A 25660-nucleotide genomic window follows, 5' to 3' on the forward strand; every position below is an offset into this window, starting at 1 on the left:
GCGCTTGCAGGAGAAACAGGTCGTCGTGGGTCATGTCACGCAACTCCGCTGAGGGTCGTCCGGTATTGATCGGCTCGTCAGCCCGCTTCCGGCACCGGAAACCGGAACGAAGCGCCATAGGCCGTGTCCGGCAGGCGGTCCCGCCCGCTCAGCCGTGAACGGAAGGTGCCGCTCGCCGGCGTCGCTCGGTACAGGCCGCGTTTTTTCAGTTCCGGCACGATCAGTTCGGCGAAATCGTCGAGCGTGCCCGGGCTGATCAGCGGATTGAGCATGTAGCCGCTCGTCGTCGATTGCCGCGCATGCTCGGCGAGCTGGTCGGCGACTTCGTCAGGCGAGCCGACGAGGATCAGGTCGGTGCCGCGCGTGACATTCGCGAACTTGCGCCGCACGTCGCCGGCGGTGAGCGGCTTGCCGCTGCCGTCCGGCCGCACCACGTAGGACGTGAGCCCTTCCGTTTGTGTCGTCAACGGCTCGTCGTCCGCATAGCGATCGATGTCGATGCCGGTATCGCCCGCATAGCTGACGAGTTGAGCCTGCAGGTGATAGTGCTGCTGCAGCGCGTGGTACTTCTCCTTCGCGTCGGCCGACGAACGCGCCGTCACGATCCGCAGCACCGTGAGCGCCTTCACATCCTCCGCTGCCCGGCGGTTTTCGACCGCCAGCCGCCGGATTTCATCGAGGCCGGTGCGGATCTCATGCGGATTCGACTTCGCGACGAACACCACTTCCGCGTGCTTCGCCGCGAATTCGCGCCCCCGCCCCGACCAGCCGGCCTGGATCAGCACCGGCGAGCGCTGCGGCGACGGCGCGCAGACGTGCGGGCCATGCACGCGATAATGCGTGCCTTCGTGCGCGATCGGCCGCACACGGTCGCCGCGCGCGTAGCGCGGCTCGCGCTTGTCGGCGACGACCGCGTCGTCCGCCCAGCTCCCTTCCCACAGCTTGTAGGCCACGTCGAGAAACTCCTCCGCACGCGCGTAGCGTTCGTCGTGGCCGATCATCCGGTCGAGCCCGAAGTTGCGCGCCGCGCTCGTCAGATAGGAGGTCACGATGTTCCAGCCGATCCGGCCGTTGCTCAGGTGGTCGAGCGTGCTGAAGCGCCGCGCGAGCGCGAACGGGTGCTCGTAGGTCGTGCTCGCGGTCACGCCGAATGCGAGCCGCTCGGTCTGCGCGACGAGCGCCGGAATCAGCATCATCGGATCGTTCGCGGGCGCCTCGACCGCCCACCGGACCGCCGCGTCAGCCGACCCGCCATGGACGTCGTACAGGCCGAGCACGTCCGCGAAGAACAGCATGTCGAGATCGGCCTGCTCGGCCGTGCGCGCGAGGTTCGACCAGAACGCGAGCGTGTTCGCGCGCAGCCGTTCGTCGGCGGGATGGGTCCACAGGCTCGGCGCACCGCCGCAGCCGACGCTGGCCTGTTCGTAAAGGGAAAACAGCAAGGGGCGAGGATCGGACATCGTCGTGTTCAGTGCAAAAGCAGGAATCAGTTGGGTGCCGCCCACGCGCCGGACGATGCGCGGCGGCGCCGTGCGGGCGGGCGATCGTCGGGCTCGCGCGTCAGGTAGCGGTTGAGGTGTTTCTCGAGACGGGCGGCGGGAATCGTCAGCAGCGCGACCAGCACGACATAGACGATCGCCGCGCCCGCGAGCGGCTCATAAACGCGCAAGGTTTCGAAACGAAGCGTATTGGCCGTCCCCATCACGTCGAACACCGTGACGGTCGACGCGAGAACGGTCGACTTCAGCAGCAGGATCGCTTCGCCGGTGAGCGCCGGCAGCGCGAGTCGCCACGCACGCGGACCGACGATCCGGCGCAGTACACCCGCCCGCGTCATTCCGTATGCAAAGCCGGCCTCGATCTCGCCGGCCGGCACCCCGGCAATCGCGCCGCGCAGGATCGTCGCGACATAGGCGCCCTCGTTCACGCTCAACGCGACGACCGCATACCAGAACGCGTCCCGCAACAGCGGCGACGCCCAGCTGTCGCGCATCCATTCGCGCGGGACGATCTGGCCGAAGCCGTAATACAGCAGATAAAGCTGCACCAGCAGCGGTGTTCCGCGAACCAGCATGATCCAGCCGCGCGCGGGCCAGCGGCAGGCTGCGTGGCGCGAACCCGCCGCCAGCGCGAGCGGAATGCCGATCACCACGCTGGCGATACCCGACAACAGCAGCAACGCCAGGGTCGTCGGCACCGCGGCGAGCAGCTTCGGCATCACCGTGTCGAGCAGGAAAGGCAGCGAGAAAATCATGTCGTCGCGCGCCTCGTGCCGCGGTTCGCATGCCGCTCCAGCGCCGCGAAGAGGCCGGTCGACGTGATGCTCAGCAGCAGGAACAGTGCGGCCGTGACCAGATAGAAGAATACGTAGTGCCGCGTCGCGCCGGCCGCGAGCTGGCTCGCCTTCAGCAGATCGGTGAACGAGCCGAGCACGCTGATGAACGACGCGTCCTTGGTTGCGTTCAGCCACACGTTGCCGACGCCCGGCAGCGCGAGCCGCGCGGCGGCCGGGAACCGGATGCGCGCGAACGTCTGCCATGGCGTCATCCCGTACGCGTGCGCGGCTTCGATCTGGCCGACCGGCACGTTGACGAGCGCCGCGCGGAAGATGTCGGTGAGATACGCACCCTGGATGAAACCGAGCGACAGCGCGGCGACGACGAACGGATCGAACGCGAAGTCGCCCGATACCATGCCGCTGCCGCGAAGCGCGTTCTCGATGGCCGGTGCGACCGCGTAGAACGCGAGCAGCAGGCACAACAGTTCGGGCAGCGCGCGCACGAGCGTCGTGTAGAGGCGCGCCAGCCACACGAGCGCCGCGTATCGCGACAGCTTGCCGAGCGCGCCGGCGATGCCGAGCAGCACGCCGGCGCAGAACGACGCCGCCGCGACGCCGAACGTCAGCGCGAACGCGCCCGCGAACACGCGGCCATAACCGCCGTCGCCGAATGCGAGCAACGCGAGCAGCGAATCGTCCGCGGCCATGCGCTCAGCGCCCCTTCTCGATCGTGCCTTTCAGGTTCGGATAGCGGGCGGTGATCGCATCCCACGTGCCGTCCTGCTGCAGTTGCGCGATCGCGGTCGACAGCTTGCCGCGCAGCGCATCGCCGCGCCGCACGCCCGCGCCGACACCGAGGCCCAGGACCGGATCGTCCGCGCACGTGGCCTTGACCTCGAAGTCCTTGCCGTCGCGCGACGCGAGGAACGCCGTGAACAGCCCCTTGCCTTCCTGCACGTAGTCGACGCGACCGGACACCAGATCCGCGAGCGCATTGTCGAACTTGTCGAACGCCTTGATCTGCACGTTCTGCTTGAAGCGGGCATCGAGGAACGCCGAGAAGTTCGTGCCGGCCTCGACGCCGATCACGCTGCCCTTGAAGGTCGTGGGCACTGCGCAGTCGACGCGGCGCCGGTCGCTTTTCGCGCCGACGAACACCGTCGGCGACTCATAGTAGGCACGACTGAAGTCGATCGCTTTCTGCCGTTCGCCGGTGATCGTCATCGACGACCAGATCACGTCGATCTTGCGGTTCTGCAACGCCGGAATCAGGCCGTCCCATGCAATGTCGGTGAGCTCGCACCGCACGTTCAGCTTGCCGCATGCGGCATCGAGCACGTCGATTTCCCAGCCCTTCCACTTGCCGCCGGCATCTTTCGAAAAGAACGGCGGATACGATTCGGCGTCGATGCCGACGCGCAACGTCGGCTGGGCCGCGTGGGAAATCGGCGCGAGGCCGAGCACGAACAGCGCGGCCGCGGCACGGCGGACCCTGGAACGCATCAAACGATTCATGTGGCGAATTTCTGAAATAACGTCGGAACGACCGGCGTTGCAGCCGGCAGGAGGCGTGACTGTAATGCGCGCCGATGCGTGTACCAAATGGTTATTTTTGCGATGGATATCTGATCGCGCGATATGCACGATATGCACGAAACCGCGCACCGTCCGACGTACGGCACGGTACGCGGTTCATCCGTCGTTCACGCCGCCACGGCCTCGCGCCGCAACGCCGGCAGTTCCAGGTTCGCGCGAAAATCGCCGCCTACGTAGTCGGTATCGAGCAGATCGCGCCGCCGCAATTCGGGCAGCAACCCGTTGAGCAGCAGGTCTTCCTGGTCCGGCTGGCCGAGCCCGTGCAACGACAGCACGTCGACGAGCCCCGCGCGATAGCGCGTTTCAATCGCGTCGGCGAGCTGTTCCGGCGTGCCGGCGACGGACCAGTGGCCCGTCTCCTGCGCACGGATGATCAGCTCGCGCAGCGTCAGCCGCTGGCGTGCGTAGCCCACGAAGATCGCGACGCGTCCGCGCCGGCGATGCACGCTGTCGATCGCCGGCAGCAGCGACGCCGGCAACGGCTGGTCGAGCGGCAGCTCGCGCAGGTCGACGCCGCCGCCGAGCATGTCCGCGAGCTTCAGCCTGCCCTGTTCGTAGTCGATGCGTTCATGCTTGTCGCGCAACCGCCGCGCAACGTCGGCATCGGATTCGCCGATCACCGAATGGAACGAGTTCATCACGAGCGGCAGCCGGTCGGCGCGGCCGAATGCGATGGCCTGCCGATGCAGCTCGGCGACGAATGCGCGCGCATCGTCGTGCGTCGGCTGTGACGTATAGACGACCTCCGCGTACTTCGCGCCGAGCGATACGCCGCTGGCCGACTGCCCGGCCTGAAACAGCACCGGCCTGCGCTGCGGCGACGGCGGCACGTTCAGCGGCCCCTGCACCTGGAAGTGCTCGCCGCGGTAGTCGATCGCGCCGAGCTGGCGCGGATCGACCGAGATGCCGCCGCCCTGCCCGCGCCGCGTCGCGCGCGGATCGTTCGCGTCGAACAGCGCGTTGACGACTTCGACGAATTCGGCCGCACGCGCGTAACGCCGTTCGGGGTCGGGCAGCGCCGCATCGCCGAAATTCTCCTCGCCGACCGACGACGTGACGGCATTCCACGCGGCCCGCCCGCCGCTCACGTGGTCGAGCGTGCCGATCAGCCGCGCGAGGTTGTACGGATGGTGATACGTGGTCGACACCGTCGCGACGAGGCCGATCGCCGACGTCGCCTGGCTCAGCGCCGCCAGCGCGACGATCGGCTCCTGGCTGCCGGTGGTGCCCGCGAGGCCGGCCGCATCGGCCTGCAGCAGGTCGGCGGTAAAGAGGCCGGTGATCTTCTCGGCCTCCGCCCTGCGTGCGAGCGACGCCGCACGTCGCACACCCTGTGCGACATCCGCATCGCCGGGCGCGTACAGCACGCTCGCCGCGCCGACGAGCGTCTTCAGCCGTCTGCGTGCGCCGCTCATGACGCGGCTCCGGTCGTCGCGCGATGGCACGCCGTGAGGGCCGTACGTCGTTCGCGTTGCTCGTTCATTCGCACTCCTCGTGATTCCGTTCGGTCTGAGAATCGGAGCGTGCCCGCGGGCATCGCGACGGCGAGCGTACTCGCGTCGGACCGTCGGTCAGGCTCCACGCACGCGCCGCGAGGCGCGCAGCCAACGACCATAACGCAAGCCCCCGGGGCGGCCGGAACGAATATTTTCGGCTTTCGATATTCTTCTTGATTGTTTGACCGTGCGAACGTCGACGCAAAATAATTCGGCATGCCAAATCCGCTGATCAGGCCGTTTCGACCCGCGCCGATCGCTTCATCATGACGTTCGACGCCCTCCGCTCCCACTTCGATTTGTCCGCTTTGTCCGCATTGCCGTTCCGCTTGAGCGTGCTCGACAAGAGCCCCGTCGCGCCCGGAGAAACCGCCGCCGACGCGCTGGCGCGCACCGTGTCGCTCGCACGCTTCGCCGATGCGGCCGGCTATCACCGCTACTGGCTCGCCGAACATCACAACACCGCCGCGCTCGCGTGCCCGTCGCCGGAAATCCTGATCGCGCACGTGCTCGCGCAGACGCGGCGCATTCGGGTCGGATCGGGCGGCGTGATGCTGCAGCACTACAGTCCGTACAAGATCGCGGAAAACTTCAACCTGCTCGCGTCGCTCGCGCCCGGCCGCGTCGATCTCGGCATCGGCAAGGCGCCGGGCGGCCTGCCGCTGTCGACCCGTGCGCTGCAGGCCGGCTACGATCCGGCGCGGCGCGCGTCGTTCGCCGATCTGGCCGAGGAACTGAATCGTCATCTCGAGGGCGACGATGCAACAGCCGACGCGACCGATCAGGATGGCGCTACGCTGCATGCGACGCCACGCCCGCCCGAGCCCGCGCAACCGTTCCTGCTCGGCGCCAGCGCGGAAAGCGCCACGCTCGCCGCGCGGCTCGGCTGGGCGTTCGTCTACGCGTCGCATCTGAATGCCTCCGCGACGGATCTGGAGCGCACGTTCGACACCTATCGCGACGCGTCGGGCGGCCGCACGCCGCTGCTGGCCGTCTCCGCGATCGTCGCCGGCACCCGCGACGCGGCGGCGCAACTCGCGAGCGGACATCAGGGCTTTCGCGTTCAGGTGGGCGACACGCCCGCCGTCAACGTCGGCAGCCTCGAACAGGCGCACGCGTACATCCGCCAGGCCGGCGGCGGCCCGCACCGGATCGACCCGCGCGAAACGCGGATCGTGCACGGCACGCGCGACGACGTGCTGCACGAGCTCGACGCATTGCATCGCCGCCACGGGATTGCCGAATTCGTCGTCGACACGCCGGTCGCCGACGCCGCCCCGCGCATTGCGTCGCTGCGCTTGCTGGCCGGCGCGCATGCCGACGGTGACGACACGGCGGCGGGGGCGCGCGACGAAGCCAACGCGAACGCGCGAGATGCCGGCGCACGCACGATCGCACGCCAACCGGACTTCGAGGGCACCGCGCCATGACCGATACGATTCGCATCGCCCGCGCGGACGACGTGCCGGCCGTCTACGCGTTGCTGCAGGACGCCTACGCGCCGCTCGCGGCGCAGGGCGTGCACTTCACGATCACGCGCTCGCCGATCGAACGCGTCGCGCAAGCCGTCGCGCGCGAAACGACGTTCGTGCTCGAACATGCGGCACCCGACGGCCGTACCGCCCTCGCGGCCACGTTGACCGTGCGGTTTCCGTGGGTATCCGGCGAACGCCATCGCACGCCCTATCCGTTCCTGCACTGGTTCGCGGTTGCGCCCGCGTTCACGCGGCAAGGGCTCGGGCACACGCTGCTCGAACACGTCGAGACACGATTCCTGGCCGCGCAGGTCAAGGCGCCCGCGACGTATCTCGCGACCGCGATCCACCATCCATGGCTGCAGTCGTACTACGAGCGCGGCGGCTACGTGCCGTTCGATCGCTCGACCAACGCGCTCGGCACGCCGCTCGTCTGGCTCAGAAAAATCCTGATCCCGGCTCTCTACGAGGATCCGGCGACGGCCGACGCCGCGCCGGAGCGCCTGCCTGTCCCCGTGAACGCGTGACGCGCGGGCACACCCTGCTTCGCATAGTGCATCCCCTGCCATCCATCTCGTGAAAGGCTTCAACGCATGACTCTCGCATTTCCGGATTCCGCTTTCCGCGCGTCGCGCCACACCGTATCGGCTGCGTTGCTGCTCGCACTCGCGATGCCGTATGCGGCGTTCGCACAGGGCACACCCGTCCCCGGCGGCACGCTGACCTGGGGTGTCGAAACCGAGCCCCGCACGCTGAATCCGCAACTGAACGGCCAGGACAAGGTCGAGCTGTTGCTGCGCAACGCCTACGAAAGCCTGCTCGCGCAGAAGCCCGACGGCAGTTACGTGCCGTGGCTCGCGACCGGCTACAAGGTCTCGGCCGACGGCAAGACCTACACGTTCACGCTGCGCGACGGCGTGAAATTCACCGACGGCGCGCCGTTCGACGCGCAGGCCGTCGCCCGCAACTTCCTGAACGCGCGCGAACTGTCGTACTCGGCCGGCAGCCAGCTTGCGCGGCTGATCTCGCACGTCGCGGACGTGAAGACGCCCGACGCGCACACGGTCGTGATCGCGCTCGACGCGCCGTATACGCCGTTCCTGACGTTCGCCGGCCGTCTGCCGCTGCTGTCGCCGAACGCGTTCGGCCGGCCGAGCCTGAAGTCGGGCGGCACCGACATCGCGGGCACCGGCCCGTTCATCCTGAAGCGGTACGTGAAAGGGCAGGAAATCGAGTTCGCGAAGAACCCCGACTATCGCTGGGCGCCGCCGACGGCGGGCCACCAGGGCCCCGCGTACCTCGACCGGATCGTCTACCGGTTCCTCCCCGAATCGTCGGTGCGCACCGGCGCGCTGTTGTCCGGCCAGGTCGACGTGATCGAAGGCGTGTCCGGCAACGACGCGGCACTGATCCGCAAGAACGCCGATTTCACGTATCGCCGCGCGCTCAATACCGGCACGCCCTACTCACTGTTCCTGAACGTCGACTACGGCCCGACCCGCGACGTGAAAGTACGCCGCGCGCTGCTCGAAGGACTGGACGCGACCGGCATCGTGCAGTCGATCTACCGCGGCGAGCGCACGCGCGCGTGGGGGATCACGTCGCCGATCGATCCGCTCTACGACGCCGCTGTCGAAAAGACCTACGGCAACAATCCGAAACGGGCGAACCAGCTGCTGGACGAAGCCGGCTGGCAAGCACGCGACAGCAGCGGCTACCGGACCCGCGACGGCGAACGCCTGACGATCGCGGTGATCCAGGCGCAGGCGACGGTACGCGATCAGCGCGACGTGCTGCTGCAGGCACTGCAGGCGCAGGCACGGCAACGCCTCGGCGTCGACCTGAAGATCCAGTACGTCGACGACGGCACGTACGTCGAAGCGCGCAAGAGCGGCAAGTTCGGCTCGATCGCGAACTCCAACACGCCGCCCGACGGCATCGACATCGAGGGCCACTACCTGCCGGTCGATCGCGGCGGCGCGCTGAACTACAGCCGTGCGGCGGCGCCCGAACTGACGCGCTGGTTGCAGGCGGCCGCGCGTACGCAGAACGTCGCGCAGCGCAAGCAGTCGTACGGCGAGCTGCAGCGCTTCGCGATCAACGAACAGGCGTACGCGGTCCCGCTTTACGAACCGGAAGACCAGATCGCGGCCGCGAAGGCCGTCCAGGGGCTGCGCTTCCGCTCGTTCGCGCAGATGCCGGAGAACCCGTACGACGTGTGGGTGAAGCAGTAAGCCGGCGCGCAGCGGCCCGCCTTTGCATCACGGTGCGCGCCGACCCGACAGGAGATTTCCCAATGAGCCATTCGACCTCCGCTCCCGCCTCCCTCCCTGACGCACGGCCGGCCGCGCCGTCGCCGGCCGCATGGCGACGCTGGCCGGGCTCGCCCGTCGTCACGCGGCTCGCCACCGGCGTGCTCGTGCTGTGGGCCGCGATCACGCTGTCGTTCGCGGCCGTGCATCTCGCGCCGGGCGATATCGTCAGCATCCTGATCGGCGAGCAGTTGAGCACGCCCGAGATCGAGGCCGCGATCCGCCAGGAATGGGGACTCGACGAACCGCTCGCACTGCAATACGTGCACTACCTGTGGCGCGTGCTGCACGGCGAGTTCGGCCGCTCGTACATCCTGAACACGGACGTCGCACCGCTCGTGCTCGGGCAGCTGTGGCCGACGCTGAAGCTGACGGGCGCGGCGCTCGTCGTGACGATCGTGTTCGCGGTCGGCCTCGCGGTTCTGACGGCCGGCCGCCGCTGGGCGGGGCGCGCCGCGTCCGGCGTCGAACTGCTGCTGGCCTCGACGCCGTCGTTCTGGCTCGGAATCATGCTGTTGTTCGTGTTCAGCTTCACGCTGAAGCTGTTCCCGGTGGCCGGCGATCGCGGCTTCGCGTCGCTCGTGCTGCCCGCGCTGTCGCTGGGGCTCGCGCAGGGCGCGGTGATCGGCCGCGTGCTGCGGCAAGGCATCGAGCGCGCGCTCGACGAGCCGTATGCGCTGACGGTGCGCTCGTGGGGGATCGGCGGGTTCGCGCTGCGCGTGCGCCATGCGCTGCGCCACGCGGCGCTGCCGGCCGTCACGCTCGCCGGCTGGCTCGTGGGCGGGCTGCTGAGCGGCGCCGTGATCACCGAGCAGGTGTTCGGCCGGCCGGGCCTCGGCAAGGTGACGGTCGACGCGGTGCTGTCGAAGGACATGCCGGTGATCCTCGCGATCGCGATCCTGTCGGCCGCGATCTACGTCGCGCTCAGCACCGCCGTCGATCTGCTGTACCTGCTGATCGATCCCCGCCTGCGCGAACGCCGCGCACGGCATTGAACCGGAGGCACCGATGTCCGTTCCCGTCGATCTCACGTTGCGCCCGAGCGCGACCCGCGGCACGGCCGGCTGGCTGTCCCGCCATCCGGGGCTGGCGCTCGCCGCCGTCTATCTGCTGCTGAACGTGGTCGCCGTCGTCGCGCCCGGCTGGCTCGCGCACGGCGATCCGCTCGCCGCCGATCCGCTGTCCGCGCAGCTCGGCAGCAGCGCCGAGCACTGGCTCGGCACCGACCAGCTCGGCCGCGACATCTACTCGCGCGTCGTGTATGGCGCACGCTACTCGCTGTCGATCAGCGTGGCCGCGATCGGCGTCGCGACGCTGTTCGGCACCGCGCTCGGGCTGCTCGCCGGCCTCGCCCGCGGCTGGCTCGACGAGCTGATCACGCGCGTGCTCGACGTCGTGTCCGCGTTCCCCGACCTGCTGCTCGCGCTGATGCTGATCTCGTTCACCGGCCCCGGCGCGGTGAACCTGGTGTTCGCGCTCGGCGTCGCGTCGGTGCCGCGCTTCGCGCGCGTCGTGCGCGCGCAGACCTTCGTCGTCGCATCCTCCGGTTACGTCGAGCACGCGCGCACGCTCGGCCTCGCGCCGGCGGTGCTGGTCTGGCGCCACGTGCTGCCGCACGCGATCGCGCAGGTGCCGGTACTCGCGACGATCGGTCTCGGCACCGCGATCATCGGCGCGTCGGGGCTCAGCTTTCTCGGCATGGGGCCGCAACCGCCGGCAGCCGAATGGGGGCTGATGCTCGCCGAGGGCCGCAACTATCTGTACAACGCGTGGTGGATCGCAGTGTGGCCCGGCCTCGCGATCACCGCGGCCGTGATCGCGGTGAATGCGCTCGGCGGCTACTGGCAGGCGCGCTTCGAGCGGCGGGAGGCAGCATGAGTACGATCGGCGCCGTGTCGCAGCCGACGCCCGCGCGTGGCGCGCCGCTGGTCCGCATCGAGCAGCTGACGGTCGGGTTCCGCGGCGCGCAGCCCGTCGTCGGGCCGCTCGATCTCACGCTGCATGCCGGCGAATGCGTCGCGCTGGTCGGCGAGTCGGGTTCCGGCAAGTCGGTGACCGCGCGCAGCCTCGTCGGGCTGAACGGCCCGCATGCCGCGATCGACGCAGCACGCTTCGACATCGCCGGCATCGACGTGCGCCGCCATCGGGAACGCGACTGGCGCGCCATTCGCGGCCGCCGGATCGGCTATGTGCTGCAGGACGCGCTGGTGTCGCTCGACCCGCTGTGGCGCGTGCGCGACCTCGTCGCCGAAGCGCTGCACGATACGCGGCGGCGCGACATCGCAACGCGCAGCGCCGACCTGCTGCGCTCGGTCGGCATCGACGACCCCGAGCGGCGGCTGCCGCAGTATCCGCACCAGTTGTCGGGCGGCTTGCGGCAGCGCGTGCTGATCGGCACCGCGATCGCGGGCGGCGCGGCGCTGCTGATCGCCGACGAGCCGACCACCGCGCTCGACATGACCGTGCAACGCCAGATCCTGTCGCTGCTGCGTGCGCGCCGCGATGCCGGCGACGCGGTGCTGCTGATCAGCCACGATCTCGCGGTCGTCGCCGAACTGGCCGATCGCGTGCTCGTGATGCGCGGCGGCCGGATCGTCGAGCAAGGGCCGGCACGCGACGTGTTGAGCGCGCCGACGCATCCGTACACGCGGCAGCTGCTCGCGGCGATTCCCACTGCCGCGTCACGCGGGTTCCGGCTCGCAGCCACCCCGCGCGTGCCGCTGCCGCCGAAGCGCATCGATGCGGGCACGCCGGTGCTGGCCGTCGACGCGTTGACGAAACGCTACGGCGGCCGCGACACGCCGGCCGCGGTCGACGGCGTGTCGTTCACGCTCGCGCGCGGCGAGACGCTCGGCATCGTCGGCGAATCCGGCTCCGGCAAATCCACCGTCGCGCGAATCGTGCTCGGGCTCGTCGAACCGGACAACGGCGCCGTCGCGCTCGACGGCCAGCCGTGGAACGGCGTGCCGGAAGCCGCGCGGCGAGCGCGCCGCGCGCGGCTGCAGTTGATCGCACAGGATCCGTACAGCTCGTTCGACCCACGCTACTCGGTCGGGCAGATCGTCGGCGAAAGCCTCGACGTGGCCGGCATCCGTGGCGACGCGCGGCGCCGCCGCGTCCTGCAGCTGCTCGACGAAGTCCAGCTCGGCGCCGGTTGCATCGACCGGTATCCGCGCGAACTGTCCGGCGGCCAGCGGCAGCGCGTCGCGATCGCGCGCGCGTTCGCGTCGAATCCGGCGCTGCTCGTCGCGGACGAGCCGGTCAGCGCGCTCGACGTGTCGATCCAGGCGCAGGTGCTGGACCTGCTCGCCGACCTGCAGGCCGAGCACGGCACCGCGATGCTGTTCATCTCGCACGATCTCGGCGTGGTGCATCACGTCGCCGACCGGATTCTCGTGATGCGAGGCGGCCGCGTCGTCGAAAGCGGCCCTGTCGACCGGGTGTTCGGCGCGCCGTCGCACCCGTACACCGCATCGCTGCTCGACGCGCTGCCGCTTCTGCCCGACGCCCGTGCGGCGTCGCCGCTGCCCGCCGTCGCCTGACCACGGCTTTTCACCGAGCCGCTGCCATGCGTCGATCGACGCCCGCCTCTCCCCGCCGGATCCATCTCGGCGCCATCATCCAGCGCGCGGCCGGCAACATGTCTGCGTAGCGGCACCCGGGTGCGGTCACTGACGCGAGCCTCTCGGGCTTCCGTATCCGCCGAACCGGCACGCACGCGCGGCATCGAGTCGTGCGCGTGGCCGGGCCTTGCGTGACGGTTCCGTGCGTAGTTGCACGGTACGAATCTTTCGCCCGGGAATATCGAGCAGGATCGGGAGATCCGGCAAGGGCCGCCGGATCAGCTCGATGGTCGCCCGATGCCAGTCGAGGGAGCCGTGCGAACCGTTCAGGCGCGCGACGGTCATCCCGCACGGTGCAGCGCGAGCAGCGCTTCAGCGGTATTCGACGCCGGCCCGATCGACCGACTGACTGCGCATGGCCATTGCCACGGCCCACGGCCAAACGCATGTTCAACCGACAAATCGCGCTTCGACACCGCTTCGCACCACCAGATCGAAGCGCTCCGGACGAATATGAAACACGGTGGATTCACACGTGCGGCCGTCGGCCAGACGCGACGTGCGCCGCAACACGAGCAGCGGCGCCTGCCTTGCGGTCTTGAGCCACACGGCGATATCGTCGGGCGCGGCCACGGCCGTCACCGACATGTCGGCGTCGGCAATGCGCCAGCCGAGCAGTTGCTCCAGCAGCTCGTAGGTCGGCAGGCTGTCGGCCCGCGCAAAAGCGACGTCGCTCGCTTCGGGCAGCAGGCAGGTCTGCGCGAGCGCGATGGGCGCGTCGTCGACCCAGTGCAGGCGTTCGAGATAGACGCAGCGCGTGACGTCGGCGGCGAACGCGTGTCGCAGGCCGGGCGGCACGTCGCACGCCTCCATGCGCAGCAGTTCCATCCGTGCCTTGGCCCCCTGTCCCGCGATCGAATCGTGCAGTCCACGCAGCACATCCAGTCGATGCCGCAGCCGCTGCTTGGCGGCGAACGTGCCCTTGCCCTGCTTGCGCTCGACGACTCGCGCGTCGGTCAGCCGGTCGAGCGCGAGCCGGACGGTCACGCGACTCACCTGAAAACGCTCGCTCAATTGCGCCTCGGACGGCAGCTTGCCGGTCGGCTCGTACGCGCCTTGCTCGATCTCATCGCGCAGCGTCGTCGCGATCTGCTCGTAAAGCGACGTCGCATCATCACGCAACAGCGTCATCGAATCTTCCTCTCCGTGCCCGGCTCGCGCTATGCGCGAATCCTGATTTCGATATGAAAAGCAATTGGATCGACCAACTTGTATTAATACGTATTATGACATCTCGATAGACGATCGGGCCTGCTGTCCCAGGGCCCGACGCACGGGGAGCATACCAGTGACTGAAAACGCAATCGGCACGCCGCCGCTCGACAGCACGCACGCCAGCCGGCCGCCATCGGCCGGATCGCCGGCGACGCGACACGCCGATCCGCACGCGGCCGGCCGATCGCATCGCGCGCACTGGCGTGCCGCGATCGGCTTCGCTGCAGCGTGGCTCGCGTTCTTCGCGATCGCCTGGTGGCTGCCTGCCCCCGCGCATCTGTCCGCGGAAGGCAAGGCGACACTCGCGGTGGTTTCGTGGGTCGCGATCGTGTGGATCACCGACGCGGTTCCGGTCGGCGTGAGCGGCATCCTGCTGCCGATGCTGCTCGTGCTGTCGCATGCGAGCCCGTCGTTTCCGAAGGCGGCCAGCGGCTTCGCCGCGCCCGTCGTGTTCCTGTGCCTCGCCGCGTTCCTGTTCTCCGCGATCATGCAGGCGTGTGGACTCGACCGCCGCATCGCCCTGTTGCTCCTCGATCGCCTGAAGGTGCGAACCGCCAACGGCGTGATCTGGGCCATGTTCGCGGTGAATTGCGTGATGGCGCTCGTCGTGCCGGCCGCGAATGCTCGGGCCGCTACGCTGCTGCCCGTCACGAACGGGATCGTCCGGCTGTTCGGCGAGTCGCCGCGCGAGCGTGCCGCACGCAAGGCGATCGTGATCCAGACGCTCGTCTACGGCGCGATGATCAGCGGCATGTGCATCCTGACGGCCCACCTGCCGAACATGGTCGTGTCCGGGCTGCTCGAGAAACAGCTCGGCATCCGGATCTCGTATCTGACGTGGCTCAAGCTCCAGTGGCCGTACCTCGGGATGTTCGCGATCACGCAAGCCTGGGTGCAATTCCATTTCCGCTCGCGCGCCGTCGCGATTCCCGGCGGCCCGGGCGCGATCGCGGCCATGCGCCGCGCGCAACCGCGCGCGGCGCGCAACGACTGGGCCGTGCTCATGCTGTTGGCCGCCGTCGCCGTGTTGTGGGCGACCGAGCCGCTGCATCACCTGCCGTCGGAAATCGTCGCGCTGATCGCGCTGGCGCTGCTGTTCGCGCCCGGCGTGCTGCGCTTCGGCTGGGCTGAAGTCGAGCAGCGCACGATCTGGGGCACGCTGTTCCTGCTGGCCGGCGCGCTGTCGCTGTCGTCGGCGATCAGCGCGTCGGGGCTCGCGAGCTGGGCCGCCGATCACATCTATGTCGCCGCGCGCGGTCACGGCTGGTGGTTGGCGATCGCGATCGTGATGCTCGGCACGCACGTGATCCGCATCGGCATGCTGTCCAACGTCGCGGCCGTCACGATGATCGCGCCGATCGCCCTCGCACTCGCGCCGCGCCTCGGGCTGCATCCCGTCGCCTTCACGATGCTCGTCAGCGATACCGACAGCTTCGCCTATCTGCTGCCCACGCAGATCACCGCGGGCGTCATCGCGTACAGCAGCGGCGCGTTCTCGACGGCCGACTACGCGAAGGTCGGCGCGGTGTCCGTGCTGATCGCGATCGTCTACGGCCTCTGCGTGATTGCACCGTGGTACGCGTACATGGGCATCCCCGTCTGGGACGCGAGCGCGCCCTGGCCGTTCGCGCATTGAAGCGCCCGAGTTCCATCGCCATTTCTTCCGGATTGACCATGAACGAATCCAACGACGCCCTCGATACCGTCGATGCCCGCGCCGCCGCGCTGCGCGACCGCCTGGGCCCGCACGTCGCGCCCGAAGGCCTGTATGAGCGCCACAAACGCCTGCCGTTCGCCGGACGCGTGCGCTGCAACGTCGTACAGCTCGAAGCCGGCGCATGGAGCGAGATCGTGCTCGACTACGAAGTCGGCTCGTCGGGCATCGCCGACGGTGGCTGGCTGAAGGCCACCTTCAAGTTCTATTCGGATTGGGCGCTGTTCCAGACCAGCGACCCGGGCGCCGCCAACTACATCAGTGCCGAGTACCATGCCGCACCACCCGTGCCGGGCCAGAGCCCGGCCACCGTGCAGGCGCTGAACGTGCGCTTCGACCAGAAGGGACACGAGCGGCCGTTCCAGAAAGCCGTGATCGTCGACGTCGTCGACGGTTACGTGAATGCCGGCGACCGGATCGTGATCCGACTCGGCGATCGCCGTCGCGGCCCCGGCACGCGCGTGCAGACCTTCGCCGAGGACAACTTCCGGTTCCGGCTCTACGTCGATCCGCTCGGTACGTCGCGCTTCGTCGCCGTGCCCGGAGACATCTCGATCGACATCCGTGCCGGCGCACCTTCCGACGTACTCCTGAACGGCCCGCGCTTCGTGCGGCCCGGCACGCGCGCGCCCTTCCGGCTATCGCTGCAGGACCGCTGGGGCAATGCGTGCCGAGACGCAGGCGGCACCGCGCGCGTCGTCGCATACGACGCACGCGGCGAAGCCGTCTACCGACGCGAGCACGCGCTGCCCGATGCCGGGCTCGCGACCTGCGCGGTCGACGACCTGCCGGTCGATGCCGGCACGCTGCGCATCGTGGCCGACATCCCCGCCCGCCCGGACGTGCGCGCGGCCGAAACGTGGCTCACGCGCGACGCGTCGCTGCCTGCGCCCCGTGCGTGGTACGCCGACCTGCACGTCCACGCCCACGATACGGTCGGCACCAACAGTCCGGCGTACAACGCGCGCTATGCACGCGACATCGGCGGCATCGACGTGCTCGGCTATACGGCGAACGATTTCCAGATCACCGACGAGAACTGGCAACTCGGTGTGGATGCGGTCGAGCAGTTCAACGACCCGGGCCGCTTCGTCGTCTATCCGGTGCAGGAATGGTGCGGCAGCTCGACCGCGGGCGGCGACCACAATGTCGTATTTCTCGGCGACGCGCGGCCGGATTTCCCGTACAACGCGCGCGGCGAGCACAACCGCACGCTGGTCTGGAACGAGGACATGAAGGGCAATGCGGTCGAGCTCGGCCGCTGGCCCGTCGAGGAACTGTGGGATGCGTATGCGGACGATGCCGCGCATCATCTGGTGATGCCGCACGTCGGTGGCCGCCGCTATATCCCCGACTGGCACCATCCCGAGCTCGAACGGCTCGTCGAGATCGCGTCGTCGTGGGGGCACTTCGGCTGGCTTTACCAGGACGTGATCGCGCGCGGCTATCGGCTCGGCGTGGCGGCCAGCGGCGACGAGCATCGCGGCCGGCCCGGCGGTGGCGCGCCCGGCGTGCAGGTGTTCGGCGTGCGTGGCGGCCTGACCGGCGTGCTGGCCGAATCCCTCGACCGCCGCAGCGTCGGCGAGGCGCTTCGCGCCCGTCATACCTGGGCGACGACGGGAGAGCACACCGCACTGCTCGTTCAATGTGGCGAATACCGGCAAGGCGACGCGTTCCGCCATCGCGGGCCAGCCAAGCTCGATTACCGCCTGCTCGGCAATGCAGGCTGGGAATACGTGGCGGCCTACGACCATACCGGCGTGATCTGGGAGCGCGATCTTCACGCGGAGCTGGGATACGCGCAGCGGCACATCCGGGTTCGCTGGGGAGGTGCACGCATTCGCGATCGCTATCGCTGGGCCTCCTGGCGCGGCACGATCCGTGTGCTGAACGGCACGATCCACAATTTCAGGTCAACCGGTTTCGAACACCTCGAGGAGGCGGCCTGGCGTTCCGGGACGACCGACATTGGCTTCGCAAGCGATACCTACGGCGATGCCGACAGCGTCGAGATTGAAGTGGGCGGCCTGGCCCATGCCACGATCGTCGTCGAAGGCACCATTGACGGTTTCGTCAAGGTCGGCGATCCGCTGGCCGGCAATCCGTTTGCGCATGCGCCGACGTTCCGTTATGAAATTCGTGGCGCGGATCTGCTGGCAGCCGGCTCCGCGACGCACCAGCTCGGTGGCACCGAGCTGTTTCTCGCCATCGAACGGCTGACTGAGCAGACGTTGCCGACCGACCTCTCGGGAAGCATCGAGATCGCCCCGGCCAACGCCTCGTTCGGCCACCGCCCCGTGTATTTCTTCGGGCGGCAACGCGATGATGCGAAGGTCTGGTCTTCGGCGCAGTTCATTACGTTCGACGATTGAGCGCGTCCGACTCGACCCACCTTGTCACCGGGCGCTTGCGACGGTCTTTCCGACGCTCGCCCGGTGACGCTCGCGCCAGCAAACCGTCGAATATTCTCATCACTTCGAGCCTGTCTCGACCGGCAAAGCGGCCTCACGCGCGCCGTTCACCCACCATCGCCACCCCACCCGGACGCATTCATCGGCCTTCGAACGCCTAGGGAAAATCCGGAGACATCCTTACAGCGATTTACCTGATGATTCATGGAAGCGTCATGTTTCGGCGATTCAGGTGTCCGCCAAGCTTTCAATTCGCGTCACGCAACCGATGCCGCCGCGCGGTACATGCGATGACCGAAACCTGAAGCGGCCGCCGCCGGCGCATCGTCAGGTGTTCAATACTTTCAACAACCCGGTCGAGAGTAATCGTGAGATTCCGTGGCCCGCTGGTGCGGTGGAGACGAGGCGACGCGCGAAACCTGCGCGCCGCGATCGCGTCCTCCGACGACAGTGACGGCGGGCAAAGCCCTTGCCTGCCTCTGTCGATCTACACCATCCTGTCCCGCCGCTCCGTTCGCCGCCACAACGCCGTCGCCGCGCGTGCGTACGTCGCGATCCATACCGACGACGTGGCATCGCTGCTGCCTTAGCGCCCCGCCTCTTTTCCCGACTCCGTTCGACCCACTCGCCGTGTCACCCGACCGGTGACGGGATCGGCTTGCGCTGCGTTTCCTTGCAAGCCGGCTCCCAATCGAACGGACTCCTGATCGCCGTGCCCCACGCTCGCTCGCCACGCGCGGCGGTCACGCACGTCTGCTTCATCCGATGAACCATCGCGCCACGACCCGCGCCTTGCGGCTCGACACGCGCACCGAAATGGAAGACTCCGTCATGCGAATCCGCACGCTTCGCCGCGCCGTTGCAACCGCCGCCATCCTGTCGGCCGCCGCGGCTGCCGGCACGACCGCCCACGCGGCCGGCGAACTGAACATCTACAACTGGTCCGACTACATCGCGCCGGACACGATCCCGACCTTCCAGAAGCAGACGGGCCTGCACGTCCGCTACGACAACTACGACAGCGACGACACGCTGCAGGCGAAACTGATGTCGGGGAATTCCGGCTACGACGTCGTCGTGCCGACGTCGAACTACATGGCCAAGCAGATCCAGGCGAGCGTCTACCAGCCGCTCGACAAGTCGAAGCTGCCGAACCTCGCGAACCTCGATCCGCTACTGATGAAGATGGTCGCCGATGCCGATCCGGGCAACCGGTACGGCGTGCCGTGGGCGTACGGCACCGACGGCATCGGCTACAACGTGCAGGCCGTGAAAAAGGTGCTCGGCGACAAGGCACCGGTCGACAGCTGGGCGCTGGTGTTCGACCCGGCCAACATGGCGAAGCTGAAAAGCTGCGGCGTGTCGTTCCTCGACCAGGCCGTCGACGTGTTCGCGGCCACGCTGCAGTACATGGGCAAGGATCCGAACAGCACGAATCCGGCCGACTACCGCGCCGCGTACGAGGTGCTGAAGAAGGTGCGCCCGTACATCACGCAGTTCAACTCGTCGGGCTACATCAACGATCTCGCGAACAACGACCTGTGCGTGGCGTTCGGCTATTCGGGCGACGTCGGCATCGCGCACCGTCGTGCCGCCGAAGCGAAGCGCCCGTACGAGATCGGCTTCGCGAACCCGAAGGAAGGCGGGCTGCTGTGGTTCGACATGATGGTGATCCCGAAGGACGCGCCGAATCGCGACGCCGCATTGAAATGGATCAACTACGTGCAGGATCCGAAGGTCAACGCCGGCATCACCAACGCGGTGTTCTATCCCACCGCGAACAAGGCCGCGCGCCAGTACGTGAAGCCCGCGATCGCGCGCGATACGTCGGTCTATCCGCCCGACGAGGTGCTGAGCAAGATGACGCTGCTCAAGCCGATGCCGCCGGAGATTCGCCGGCTGCAGAACCGGCTGTGGGCGCAGTTGAAGACGGGGCGCTGAACCGCGCGCCGCGGTAACGAATCGTGCCGCCGGCGGCTTGCTCGCGCCGGCGGCACGTGGTCGCATCGGAACCGGTCACCTCGCGTACCGAGGCGCCGACCCTGCCACGCGAGCATCGCAACGACCGCCGCGCGAATTATCGAAGCGCCGGCTCCGCCGAAAACGCGTGTTCCACGAAGCGAATCACATCGTCGAACGACGACGTGCACGTGGCCCCCGCCGCAAGCTCGCGAAACGCACCGTCCGGCCCGAAGCAGATGAGCGGCTTGCGCCAGCGCCGCGCGAGCGCGATCTCCTCGGCCGTGCCGGGCCCGCCCGGCAGCGCGACGATGAGGTCGCTGCTCAGCACGTTCACGTAGTTGCGGTTGATCGTGTCCGGGGCGGCGTCCGGCTCGCGGCGCGGCAGCGGCGTGAGGATCGGGATGTCGACGAACGGATGCGGATAGCCGTCGAGCGGCACGAAGCCCGCGAGCGGATCGGCCTGCGTCGGCAGGATGCCGATCGACCGGCCGGCCCGCCCCGGCACGCCGGCGAACGCACGTGCGACCGCCAGCATCACGCCCTGCCCGCCGCCCGTCAGCAGGTTGAAACCGGCCTGCGCGAGCCAGGCGCCGAGCGGCTCCGAAAACGCGAGCCACGGCTCCTTGCCCGAGCCCATCACGCCGATCGTCTTGTTCTTCTGTTGCATCGAAATTTTCAGTGAAGTCGTTGTGTTGCGCGCGATGGCCGCGCTCATTCGAGCTCGACGCCCTTGAGCTCGGGAATCAGGAACAGCGTCGCGACCATGTCGAGCACGTAGAGGCCGGCGAGCAGCGCGATGGCCGTCTGGAACGAGTAGTGCGCGGCCAGCGCGCCGACCGCGACCGGGCCGAAGCCGCCGACCGCGCGGCCGATATTCCACAGCACGTTCTGCGCGGTGGCGCGTGCGGCCGTCGGATAGCCTTCCGACATCAGCGTCCCGTAGCCGCCGACCATCCCGTTGACGAACATGCCCATCAGCGCGCCGGCCCACAGCATCGCGGTCGGGTCCGACAGCCGCGCATACGCGAGGACCGTCACGACCGCGCCGAGCTGGTACAGCAGGAACGTCGGCTTGCGCCCGATGCGGTCGGCCAGCTGCCCGAACACCCAGACGCCGATCATCATCCCGACGACCGTCGCCGCCGTCCACAGCCCCGACTTCGTCAGCGAGAAGCCCATCTGTTTCGACAGGAAGGTCGGCAGCCAGATCATGATCCCGTAGTAGCCGAAGTTCTGGACCGAACACAGGATCACGATGCCGACGCTCGTGCGCGCGGTGCGGCCGTCCGCGACGAGCAGGCGGAATGCGTTGGCCTTCGGCTGCGCCGCGCGCTGCACGAACGCTTCAGGCTCGTGCAGCCGGTTGCGCATCGCCCAGGCGAGCAGCGCGGGCAGCACGCCGACCACGAACATCCCGCGCCAGCCGATGTGCTGCAGCAGGAACGGCGTCAGCAAGGCGGCCAGCAGCACGCCGGCCTGCCAGCCGAGCGCGACGTAGCACGACACGCGGGCGCGCTTGCTGGCCGGCCACGCTTCCGCCGCGAGCGCCATGCCGATCCCGAACTCGCCGCCGAGCCCGATGCCCGCGATGGTGCGATACACGAGCAGATCCTCGAAGCCCTGTGCGAACGCACACAGCCCAGTGAAGACCGCGAACAGCAGGATCGTCCAGGTCAGCACACGCACCCGCCCGTACCGATCGCTCAACGCACCGAACAGGATGCCGCCCGCGACGGCGCCGATCAGCGTCCACGTGACCAGCGCGCCGCCCTGCCCGGGCGTCAGATGCAGCGCCGCCGTGATCGCCGGCAGCATGAAGCCGAGGATCAGCAGGTCGAAGCCGTCCATCGCATAGCCGATCGCCGATCCGGCCAGCGCTTTCCACGCGTACGCGCCGACCTGCTCCACGCGCGGGGCCGGCGGGCCGCCGAGCGTCGAAGATTCTATGTTTGCTGCCATGGTGTCCTGCCACGATTGTCCGGCGACATTTTAAAGCCTGTGCCCGTGAGCGACGGGCCGGCAGCCCCCCCGGTGACGATGGTTCACGCGTGCGTCGGCGCCCGCTTGCGGGACGGCGTGGCGGAAATCTGCAGACAATGAACGGGAGGGGAAAAACGGCGATCCGGTGTCGTCGGCGAGGCCGGCGATGCCGCGGTCAGGCCGGACACCGAATGAAAAGCAGCATGCTTGCGGAGTGTTGCCGTCCGGCCCGCTGGCGCGAACCGGACGGCGCCGGGTGGCCTGGCGGCCGGGCCGGCTTCAGCCCTGATCGTCTCCGGGCCACCAGGTCTTGGCCTCGCGGTCGACGGCGAGCGCATCGAGATCCTTGCCTTCGAGCCATTTCGGGCGCGGGCCGCGGCCCGACCACGAGCGGCCGGTCGTCGGATCGTAGTACTTGGCAGGCGCCTTGCGTTTTCGCTGGACGATGTAACCGAGCGCGCTCAGCACTTCCTGCTGCGAAATTCCCAAAAGCTCGACCTGTTCCTTGAATGCCGCGAGCGCGGCCTGCTTCTCCTTCTGCTTCGCATCCGACAGCTTGATGTTCAGGTCCCGAAGTTGTGCTTCGAGTTCCTGCAGGGCCTGGGTCATGTATTCATCCTCTTTGGGCATGTTTTCGCAAAAAGCTCCGATGGCGGAACCTACCACGAAGTTCCGCCGATGGGGGCTGTCAAATGTCTGAATCGTTTGCCGGAGCCGGCATGGCTTGCGCGATACGCACTAAACGACGTCGTGCGTCAATCAATGGCAGACAGGACCGGGCCGGCAACGCACAGCCCGCCATGTACGAAGGCACGGCGAACGGCTGCGGCAAGTAAGCGTCGCACCATGGCACTGGCGCGGCATGGCGCGAATGATAGCAGTGCTCGGCGTCGTGTTGCAGATGTCGTCGGCCGGCGTCGATGCGGATACGTCGGATTACTGGCCGACGTCGCGGGCGTCCCACTGGATCCGGTCGAACAGCGCGCGCAGCTTCGCGCCGCGCGCCGCGTTCAGCGCGGCCGCATGCGCGACACGCCCGGCGAGATGCGCGCGGAAGTCCGGGTGCGCATCGCGATTCTGCGACGCCGGGCCGCTGCGGATGCAATTGGTCAGGATGGCCTTCAGGAGATCGAACGCATCGCGCGCCAGGTTCGGATGACGATTGACGACCACGCCGGCCAGTTGTTGCCGCGTGCCGCGCCGCATCACGCGCGTCTTGCGCAGTTGCAGCGCAAAGCCCTCCTCGAGCGCGATCGCGGCGACCCGGATCTGCAGCCGTTCGACGTCGCGTGCCAGCGTGCCGCCGCCGGAGAAGGCGAGATCGTCGGCATAGCGCGTGTAGGTTGCACCGAACGAACGCGCGAGCGCGGCGAGCCGCATGTCGAACCGGAACGCGCTCAGGTTCGCCAGCGCCGGCGACGTCGGCGCGCCCTGCGGCAGATGCCGCTCTCGATAACGCTGGCGGCCGATCCAGTCGAACCGGTCGCGCAGGTCCGGTGCGAGCAGCCGTGCGGACGGCACGCGGTTGGTGCACAGCCCGGTGAGCATGCGCGCGACTTCGACCGGGTACCCGAGCGTGACGAACAGCGCGTGCACGCGGGCGGCGCGTATCGATACGAAGAAATCCGCGAGATCGAACCGGACGACGACGTCGCGATCCGCATGGGGTGCCGCGAACGACACGATCCCGTGCCCCTTGCGAAAGCCGTGTACCGCACCGTGCGGCGCGATGCGATCGAGCAGCCCGTGCAGGATGCGGCGCTGCGCTTCGCGCAGCCGGCCTTTCGGGATTTCGACGAGGCGGCTGCCGCCGCTGCGCTTGTCGTGCGCCGCGTACGTGTAGTGATGCAACGGCGTGGCGCTGCCGCGCGCGTCGACGCGCCAGTGGTCGGACAGCCAGTCGAGCCCCGGCGCGCTCACGCCGAGCCAGCCGGCGAGATCGCCGGGCGTCGCCCATTGCGGCACGTCGCAGCCGGCGAGCGGCGCCGGCAAGGGCCGCTGGACCAGCGGGCGCCGTACGGCGCGAATCGCGACGGGCCGATCGCTGCCGTACCACGCGCGCACGAAAGCCGGCGCATCGGCGAGGTCAGCCGCAAGCGTATCGATGTCGATGTCGGCCCAGCGCGCACCGAAGCGTGCGAGCGCGGCATCCGCGACTTCGTGAGTCCACGGTGGCGCGCCGCCGAGCACGGCTGCCATCCGGGACAGGACGCCGGGGCGTTCAGGTTCGCCGGCCAGCATCGCTTCCGCAATCGTGCGGGTGGTGTCGAACAGGGAGCCGGACATGGGAATCGATAGGCGGGACGATGAGCCAACGTGACTGGTGCTGCGAGGAGTCGCGTTGCGCAACGCGCAACCATGCTCCTTGCGACGCATCGGGGTGTCAATCTCATCCACGGGGTAGCCCCGTAGTCCTGGAACATCGGCTGCCTGTTCCGGGCGTGTGCTTGACCCACCGGCCCGCGATGCGACTTTAATGGCCGCGAACGCGGCGTGTCAAACCGGGTGGCGATCCGGCGCCGCGGCGACGCGCCGGATCGCGACGCGCAACCTACGCGTGCCGGGAAAACAGTTCGCGGTACGCGATCGGCGGAACGCCGACGCCGGACATGTCGTTCAGCATCGTGGCCCAGGTCGCGTTGTCGACGCTGACCGGAAACGACCGCACGCGGTTGGCGAGCAGCCAGAAGGTGCGCGTCATGCCGTTGCTCATCGCGACTTCGTACCCGCTTCCCTCGAGCCAGTGGCCGACCGGCGGCAGCGCCACCGGTTCGAGGCGGCCGGCCCGGAACGCGGCGGCGGCCGACGCGTATTTGCTGTCGAGCGGCATGACGCGGCGCGGCACGCAATCCTGCGAATTCAGTTGCGGAAACGCCGGGCTCGTGCCGAGCCACAGGCCATAGAACTTTTGAGCGTCGAGATGCACGACGAAGCGCTCCGTTTCGGCGGGCGTTGCCGCCATGTAGCAGTCGGCCTGGCCGGGAACGACCACGCGCCACGTCGCGCGCTGCGCGCTCAGGTCGACCAGCTCGCTCGGCAGCGGCCGCGGCTGGATGGGAGACGGTCGTCCCGCTTCGCGCAGGTCGCGCGCGCGATCGAGTCCGATACGAAGACGTGTCAGCATGGGCCCTCTCTCTTTCTCTCGTGATTTGTTCGAATGCGTCAGGGGGCGGGCGATTACATCGTCACGTGCTTGCAATCCGTGGGCCCGGTGTCCTGGCGCTCCCGGTGTGTTCGGGAACTGGCGCAGTGTAGCGTCTTTCCGGGTCGGCAAGAATCAACCCGGCAGGCGTCGACTGCAGCATTGACGGATGTGCGCTGCGCAGTTCGCGCATCGGACAAACCACGCGCCCGAACGCTCGAACCCTCATGAACGCCCATGCGCTTCGCCTGCCATGCCCGCCACACCATCAACCATCGAATCAATATTCGTCGCCGATCATTTAAATATCGAAATAATCAAAAAACAAAACAACTGCCGACAGAATTCCAGAAAATCATATTCAAACAAAAAATTATCGAATTTGATTAACGATAAATTAATACGATTGGCGCCCTCAAAATCAAATAAATAGTCTGTGTTGTGCGCCGCAACACC

Annotated in this window: 21 protein-coding genes; 10 read left to right on the plus strand and 11 right to left on the minus strand. The window is 68.2% G+C overall.

The window, feature by feature from the left end; translation table 11 throughout:
- Window positions 1-77 precede the first annotated feature (77 nt).
- The 5 genes from G3N98_RS14560 to G3N98_RS14580 all read right to left on the minus strand — a co-directional run bounded on the left by G3N98_RS14560 (window position 78) and on the right by G3N98_RS14580 (window position 5289).
- Entirely contained in the window at window positions 78-1460 is a 1383-nt protein-coding gene (locus G3N98_RS14560; RefSeq protein ID WP_206148535.1) for an NtaA/DmoA family FMN-dependent monooxygenase, read from the minus strand.
- A gap of 26 nt (window positions 1461-1486) precedes the next feature.
- Window positions 1487-2254, minus strand: a complete 768-nt coding sequence (locus tag G3N98_RS14565) for an ABC transporter permease subunit (protein WP_089476386.1) — start codon at window positions 2252-2254, stop codon at window positions 1487-1489.
- Window positions 2251-2985 carry an ABC transporter permease subunit gene (locus tag G3N98_RS14570; protein ID WP_206148536.1) on the minus strand — a complete coding sequence of 245 codons (735 nt, stop codon included), beginning with the start codon at window positions 2983-2985 and terminating at the stop codon, window positions 2251-2253. Before G3N98_RS14570 ends, G3N98_RS14565 begins: the two co-directional genes overlap by 4 nt.
- A gap of 4 nt (window positions 2986-2989) precedes the next feature.
- A complete protein-coding gene (locus G3N98_RS14575) occupies window positions 2990-3793 on the minus strand; it encodes a transporter substrate-binding domain-containing protein (protein ID WP_089433897.1) in 804 nt (267 codons plus the stop codon).
- 188 nt (window positions 3794-3981) lie between these two features.
- Window positions 3982-5289 carry an NtaA/DmoA family FMN-dependent monooxygenase gene (locus G3N98_RS14580; RefSeq protein WP_206148537.1) on the minus strand — a complete coding sequence of 436 codons (1308 nt, stop codon included), beginning with the start codon at window positions 5287-5289 and terminating at the stop codon, window positions 3982-3984.
- Between the two features lie 347 nt (window positions 5290-5636).
- Here G3N98_RS14580 and G3N98_RS14585 point away from each other — a divergent pair, with 347 nt between their 5' ends.
- The 6 genes from G3N98_RS14585 to G3N98_RS14610 all read left to right on the plus strand — a co-directional run bounded on the left by G3N98_RS14585 (window position 5637) and on the right by G3N98_RS14610 (window position 12699).
- Window positions 5637-6800: an MsnO8 family LLM class oxidoreductase gene (locus tag G3N98_RS14585; RefSeq protein ID WP_206148538.1), complete on the plus strand. Its 1164-nt coding sequence runs from the start codon at window positions 5637-5639 to the stop codon at window positions 6798-6800.
- A complete protein-coding gene (locus G3N98_RS14590) occupies window positions 6797-7372 on the plus strand; it encodes a GNAT family N-acetyltransferase (protein ID WP_206148539.1) in 576 nt (191 codons plus the stop codon). Before G3N98_RS14585 ends, G3N98_RS14590 begins: the two co-directional genes overlap by 4 nt.
- Before the next feature lie 66 nt (window positions 7373-7438).
- Window positions 7439-9079, plus strand: coding sequence for an ABC transporter substrate-binding protein (locus G3N98_RS14595; protein WP_206148540.1), 1641 nt, complete (start codon window positions 7439-7441; stop codon window positions 9077-9079).
- Between the two features lie 62 nt (window positions 9080-9141).
- Window positions 9142-10152 (plus strand): ABC transporter permease, encoded by a 1011-nt coding sequence (locus G3N98_RS14600; protein ID WP_089476393.1) that lies wholly within the window; start codon window positions 9142-9144, stop codon window positions 10150-10152.
- A gap of 13 nt (window positions 10153-10165) precedes the next feature.
- Window positions 10166-11035, plus strand: coding sequence for an ABC transporter permease (locus G3N98_RS14605; RefSeq protein ID WP_089476394.1), 870 nt, complete (start codon window positions 10166-10168; stop codon window positions 11033-11035).
- On the plus strand, window positions 11032-12699 hold the full coding sequence (locus G3N98_RS14610; RefSeq protein WP_206148541.1) for an ABC transporter ATP-binding protein: 1668 nt from the start codon (window positions 11032-11034) through the stop codon (window positions 12697-12699). The genes G3N98_RS14605 and G3N98_RS14610 overlap by 4 nt, the downstream gene beginning before the upstream one ends.
- A gap of 471 nt (window positions 12700-13170) precedes the next feature.
- On the opposite strand, the gene G3N98_RS14620 is transcribed toward G3N98_RS14610, so the two are convergent.
- The gene (locus G3N98_RS14620; protein WP_206148542.1) at window positions 13171-13911 is read right to left on the minus strand and encodes a GntR family transcriptional regulator; all 741 of its coding nucleotides are present in this window, start codon (window positions 13909-13911) and stop codon (window positions 13171-13173) included.
- 157 nt (window positions 13912-14068) lie between these two features.
- Between G3N98_RS14620 and G3N98_RS14625 the strand changes: the two genes are divergently transcribed.
- The 4 genes from G3N98_RS14625 (at window position 14069) to G3N98_RS14635 (ending at window position 20061) form a co-directional block, all read left to right on the plus strand.
- Window positions 14069-15631, plus strand: a complete 1563-nt coding sequence (locus G3N98_RS14625) for a DASS family sodium-coupled anion symporter (RefSeq protein WP_346779087.1) — start codon at window positions 14069-14071, stop codon at window positions 15629-15631.
- A gap of 38 nt (window positions 15632-15669) precedes the next feature.
- Complete coding sequence (locus tag G3N98_RS14630; protein ID WP_206148543.1) at window positions 15670-18081, plus strand: hypothetical protein; 2412 nt, start codon at window positions 15670-15672, stop codon at window positions 18079-18081.
- 407 nt (window positions 18082-18488) lie between these two features.
- On the plus strand, window positions 18489-18710 hold the full coding sequence (locus G3N98_RS39795) for a hypothetical protein (protein WP_089429953.1): 222 nt from the start codon (window positions 18489-18491) through the stop codon (window positions 18708-18710).
- 241 nt (window positions 18711-18951) lie between these two features.
- Window positions 18952-20061 (plus strand): polyamine ABC transporter substrate-binding protein, encoded by a 1110-nt coding sequence (locus G3N98_RS14635; protein ID WP_175238619.1) that lies wholly within the window; start codon window positions 18952-18954, stop codon window positions 20059-20061.
- A gap of 136 nt (window positions 20062-20197) precedes the next feature.
- On the opposite strand, the gene G3N98_RS14640 is transcribed toward G3N98_RS14635, so the two are convergent.
- The 5 genes from G3N98_RS14640 to G3N98_RS14660 all read right to left on the minus strand — a co-directional run bounded on the left by G3N98_RS14640 (window position 20198) and on the right by G3N98_RS14660 (window position 25186).
- A complete protein-coding gene (locus G3N98_RS14640; protein ID WP_179257781.1) occupies window positions 20198-20749 on the minus strand; it encodes an LOG family protein in 552 nt (183 codons plus the stop codon).
- 44 nt (window positions 20750-20793) lie between these two features.
- A complete protein-coding gene (locus G3N98_RS14645) occupies window positions 20794-22041 on the minus strand; it encodes an MFS transporter (RefSeq protein ID WP_089476412.1) in 1248 nt (415 codons plus the stop codon).
- A gap of 300 nt (window positions 22042-22341) precedes the next feature.
- Window positions 22342-22671 (minus strand): H-NS histone family protein, encoded by a 330-nt coding sequence (locus G3N98_RS14650; protein ID WP_089429956.1) that lies wholly within the window; start codon window positions 22669-22671, stop codon window positions 22342-22344.
- Window positions 22672-22998: 327 nt separating this feature from the next.
- Window positions 22999-24348, minus strand: coding sequence for a reverse transcriptase family protein (locus G3N98_RS14655; protein WP_206148544.1), 1350 nt, complete (start codon window positions 24346-24348; stop codon window positions 22999-23001).
- Between the two features lie 265 nt (window positions 24349-24613).
- The gene (locus tag G3N98_RS14660; RefSeq protein ID WP_206148545.1) at window positions 24614-25186 is read right to left on the minus strand and encodes an Osa protein; all 573 of its coding nucleotides are present in this window, start codon (window positions 25184-25186) and stop codon (window positions 24614-24616) included.
- Window positions 25187-25660 lie beyond the last annotated feature (474 nt).

It is taken from the genome of Burkholderia sp. Tr-20390, assembly GCF_017104595.1.
Lineage (GTDB): Bacteria > Pseudomonadota > Gammaproteobacteria > Burkholderiales > Burkholderiaceae > Burkholderia.

What these genes read in the sequence shown, in the direction of transcription:
- G3N98_RS14560 (WP_206148535.1), bottom strand. Translation starts at nt 1,460, where the DNA reads ATGTCCGATCCTCGCCCCTTGCTGTTTTCCCTTTACGAACAGGCCAGC.
- G3N98_RS14565 (WP_089476386.1), bottom strand. Translation starts at nt 2,254, where the DNA reads ATGATTTTCTCGCTGCCTTTCCTGCTCGACACGGTGATGCCGAAGCTG.
- G3N98_RS14570 (WP_206148536.1), bottom strand. Translation starts at nt 2,985, where the DNA reads ATGGCCGCGGACGATTCGCTGCTCGCGTTGCTCGCATTCGGCGACGGC.
- G3N98_RS14575 (WP_089433897.1), bottom strand. Translation starts at nt 3,793, where the DNA reads ATGAATCGTTTGATGCGTTCCAGGGTCCGCCGTGCCGCGGCCGCGCTG.
- G3N98_RS14580 (WP_206148537.1), bottom strand. Translation starts at nt 5,289, where the DNA reads ATGAGCGGCGCACGCAGACGGCTGAAGACGCTCGTCGGCGCGGCGAGC.
- G3N98_RS14585 (WP_206148538.1), top strand. Translation starts at nt 5,637, where the DNA reads ATGACGTTCGACGCCCTCCGCTCCCACTTCGATTTGTCCGCTTTGTCC.
- G3N98_RS14590 (WP_206148539.1), top strand. Translation starts at nt 6,797, where the DNA reads ATGACCGATACGATTCGCATCGCCCGCGCGGACGACGTGCCGGCCGTC.
- G3N98_RS14595 (WP_206148540.1), top strand. Translation starts at nt 7,439, where the DNA reads ATGACTCTCGCATTTCCGGATTCCGCTTTCCGCGCGTCGCGCCACACC.
- G3N98_RS14600 (WP_089476393.1), top strand. Translation starts at nt 9,142, where the DNA reads ATGAGCCATTCGACCTCCGCTCCCGCCTCCCTCCCTGACGCACGGCCG.
- G3N98_RS14605 (WP_089476394.1), top strand. Translation starts at nt 10,166, where the DNA reads ATGTCCGTTCCCGTCGATCTCACGTTGCGCCCGAGCGCGACCCGCGGC.
- G3N98_RS14610 (WP_206148541.1), top strand. Translation starts at nt 11,032, where the DNA reads ATGAGTACGATCGGCGCCGTGTCGCAGCCGACGCCCGCGCGTGGCGCG.
- G3N98_RS14620 (WP_206148542.1), bottom strand. Translation starts at nt 13,911, where the DNA reads ATGACGCTGTTGCGTGATGATGCGACGTCGCTTTACGAGCAGATCGCG.
- G3N98_RS14630 (WP_206148543.1), top strand. Translation starts at nt 15,670, where the DNA reads ATGAACGAATCCAACGACGCCCTCGATACCGTCGATGCCCGCGCCGCC.
- G3N98_RS14635 (WP_175238619.1), top strand. Translation starts at nt 18,952, where the DNA reads ATGCGAATCCGCACGCTTCGCCGCGCCGTTGCAACCGCCGCCATCCTG.
- G3N98_RS14640 (WP_179257781.1), bottom strand. Translation starts at nt 20,749, where the DNA reads ATGCAACAGAAGAACAAGACGATCGGCGTGATGGGCTCGGGCAAGGAG.
- G3N98_RS14645 (WP_089476412.1), bottom strand. Translation starts at nt 22,041, where the DNA reads ATGGCAGCAAACATAGAATCTTCGACGCTCGGCGGCCCGCCGGCCCCG.
- G3N98_RS14650 (WP_089429956.1), bottom strand. Translation starts at nt 22,671, where the DNA reads ATGACCCAGGCCCTGCAGGAACTCGAAGCACAACTTCGGGACCTGAAC.
- G3N98_RS14655 (WP_206148544.1), bottom strand. Translation starts at nt 24,348, where the DNA reads ATGTCCGGCTCCCTGTTCGACACCACCCGCACGATTGCGGAAGCGATG.
- G3N98_RS14660 (WP_206148545.1), bottom strand. Translation starts at nt 25,186, where the DNA reads ATGCTGACACGTCTTCGTATCGGACTCGATCGCGCGCGCGACCTGCGC.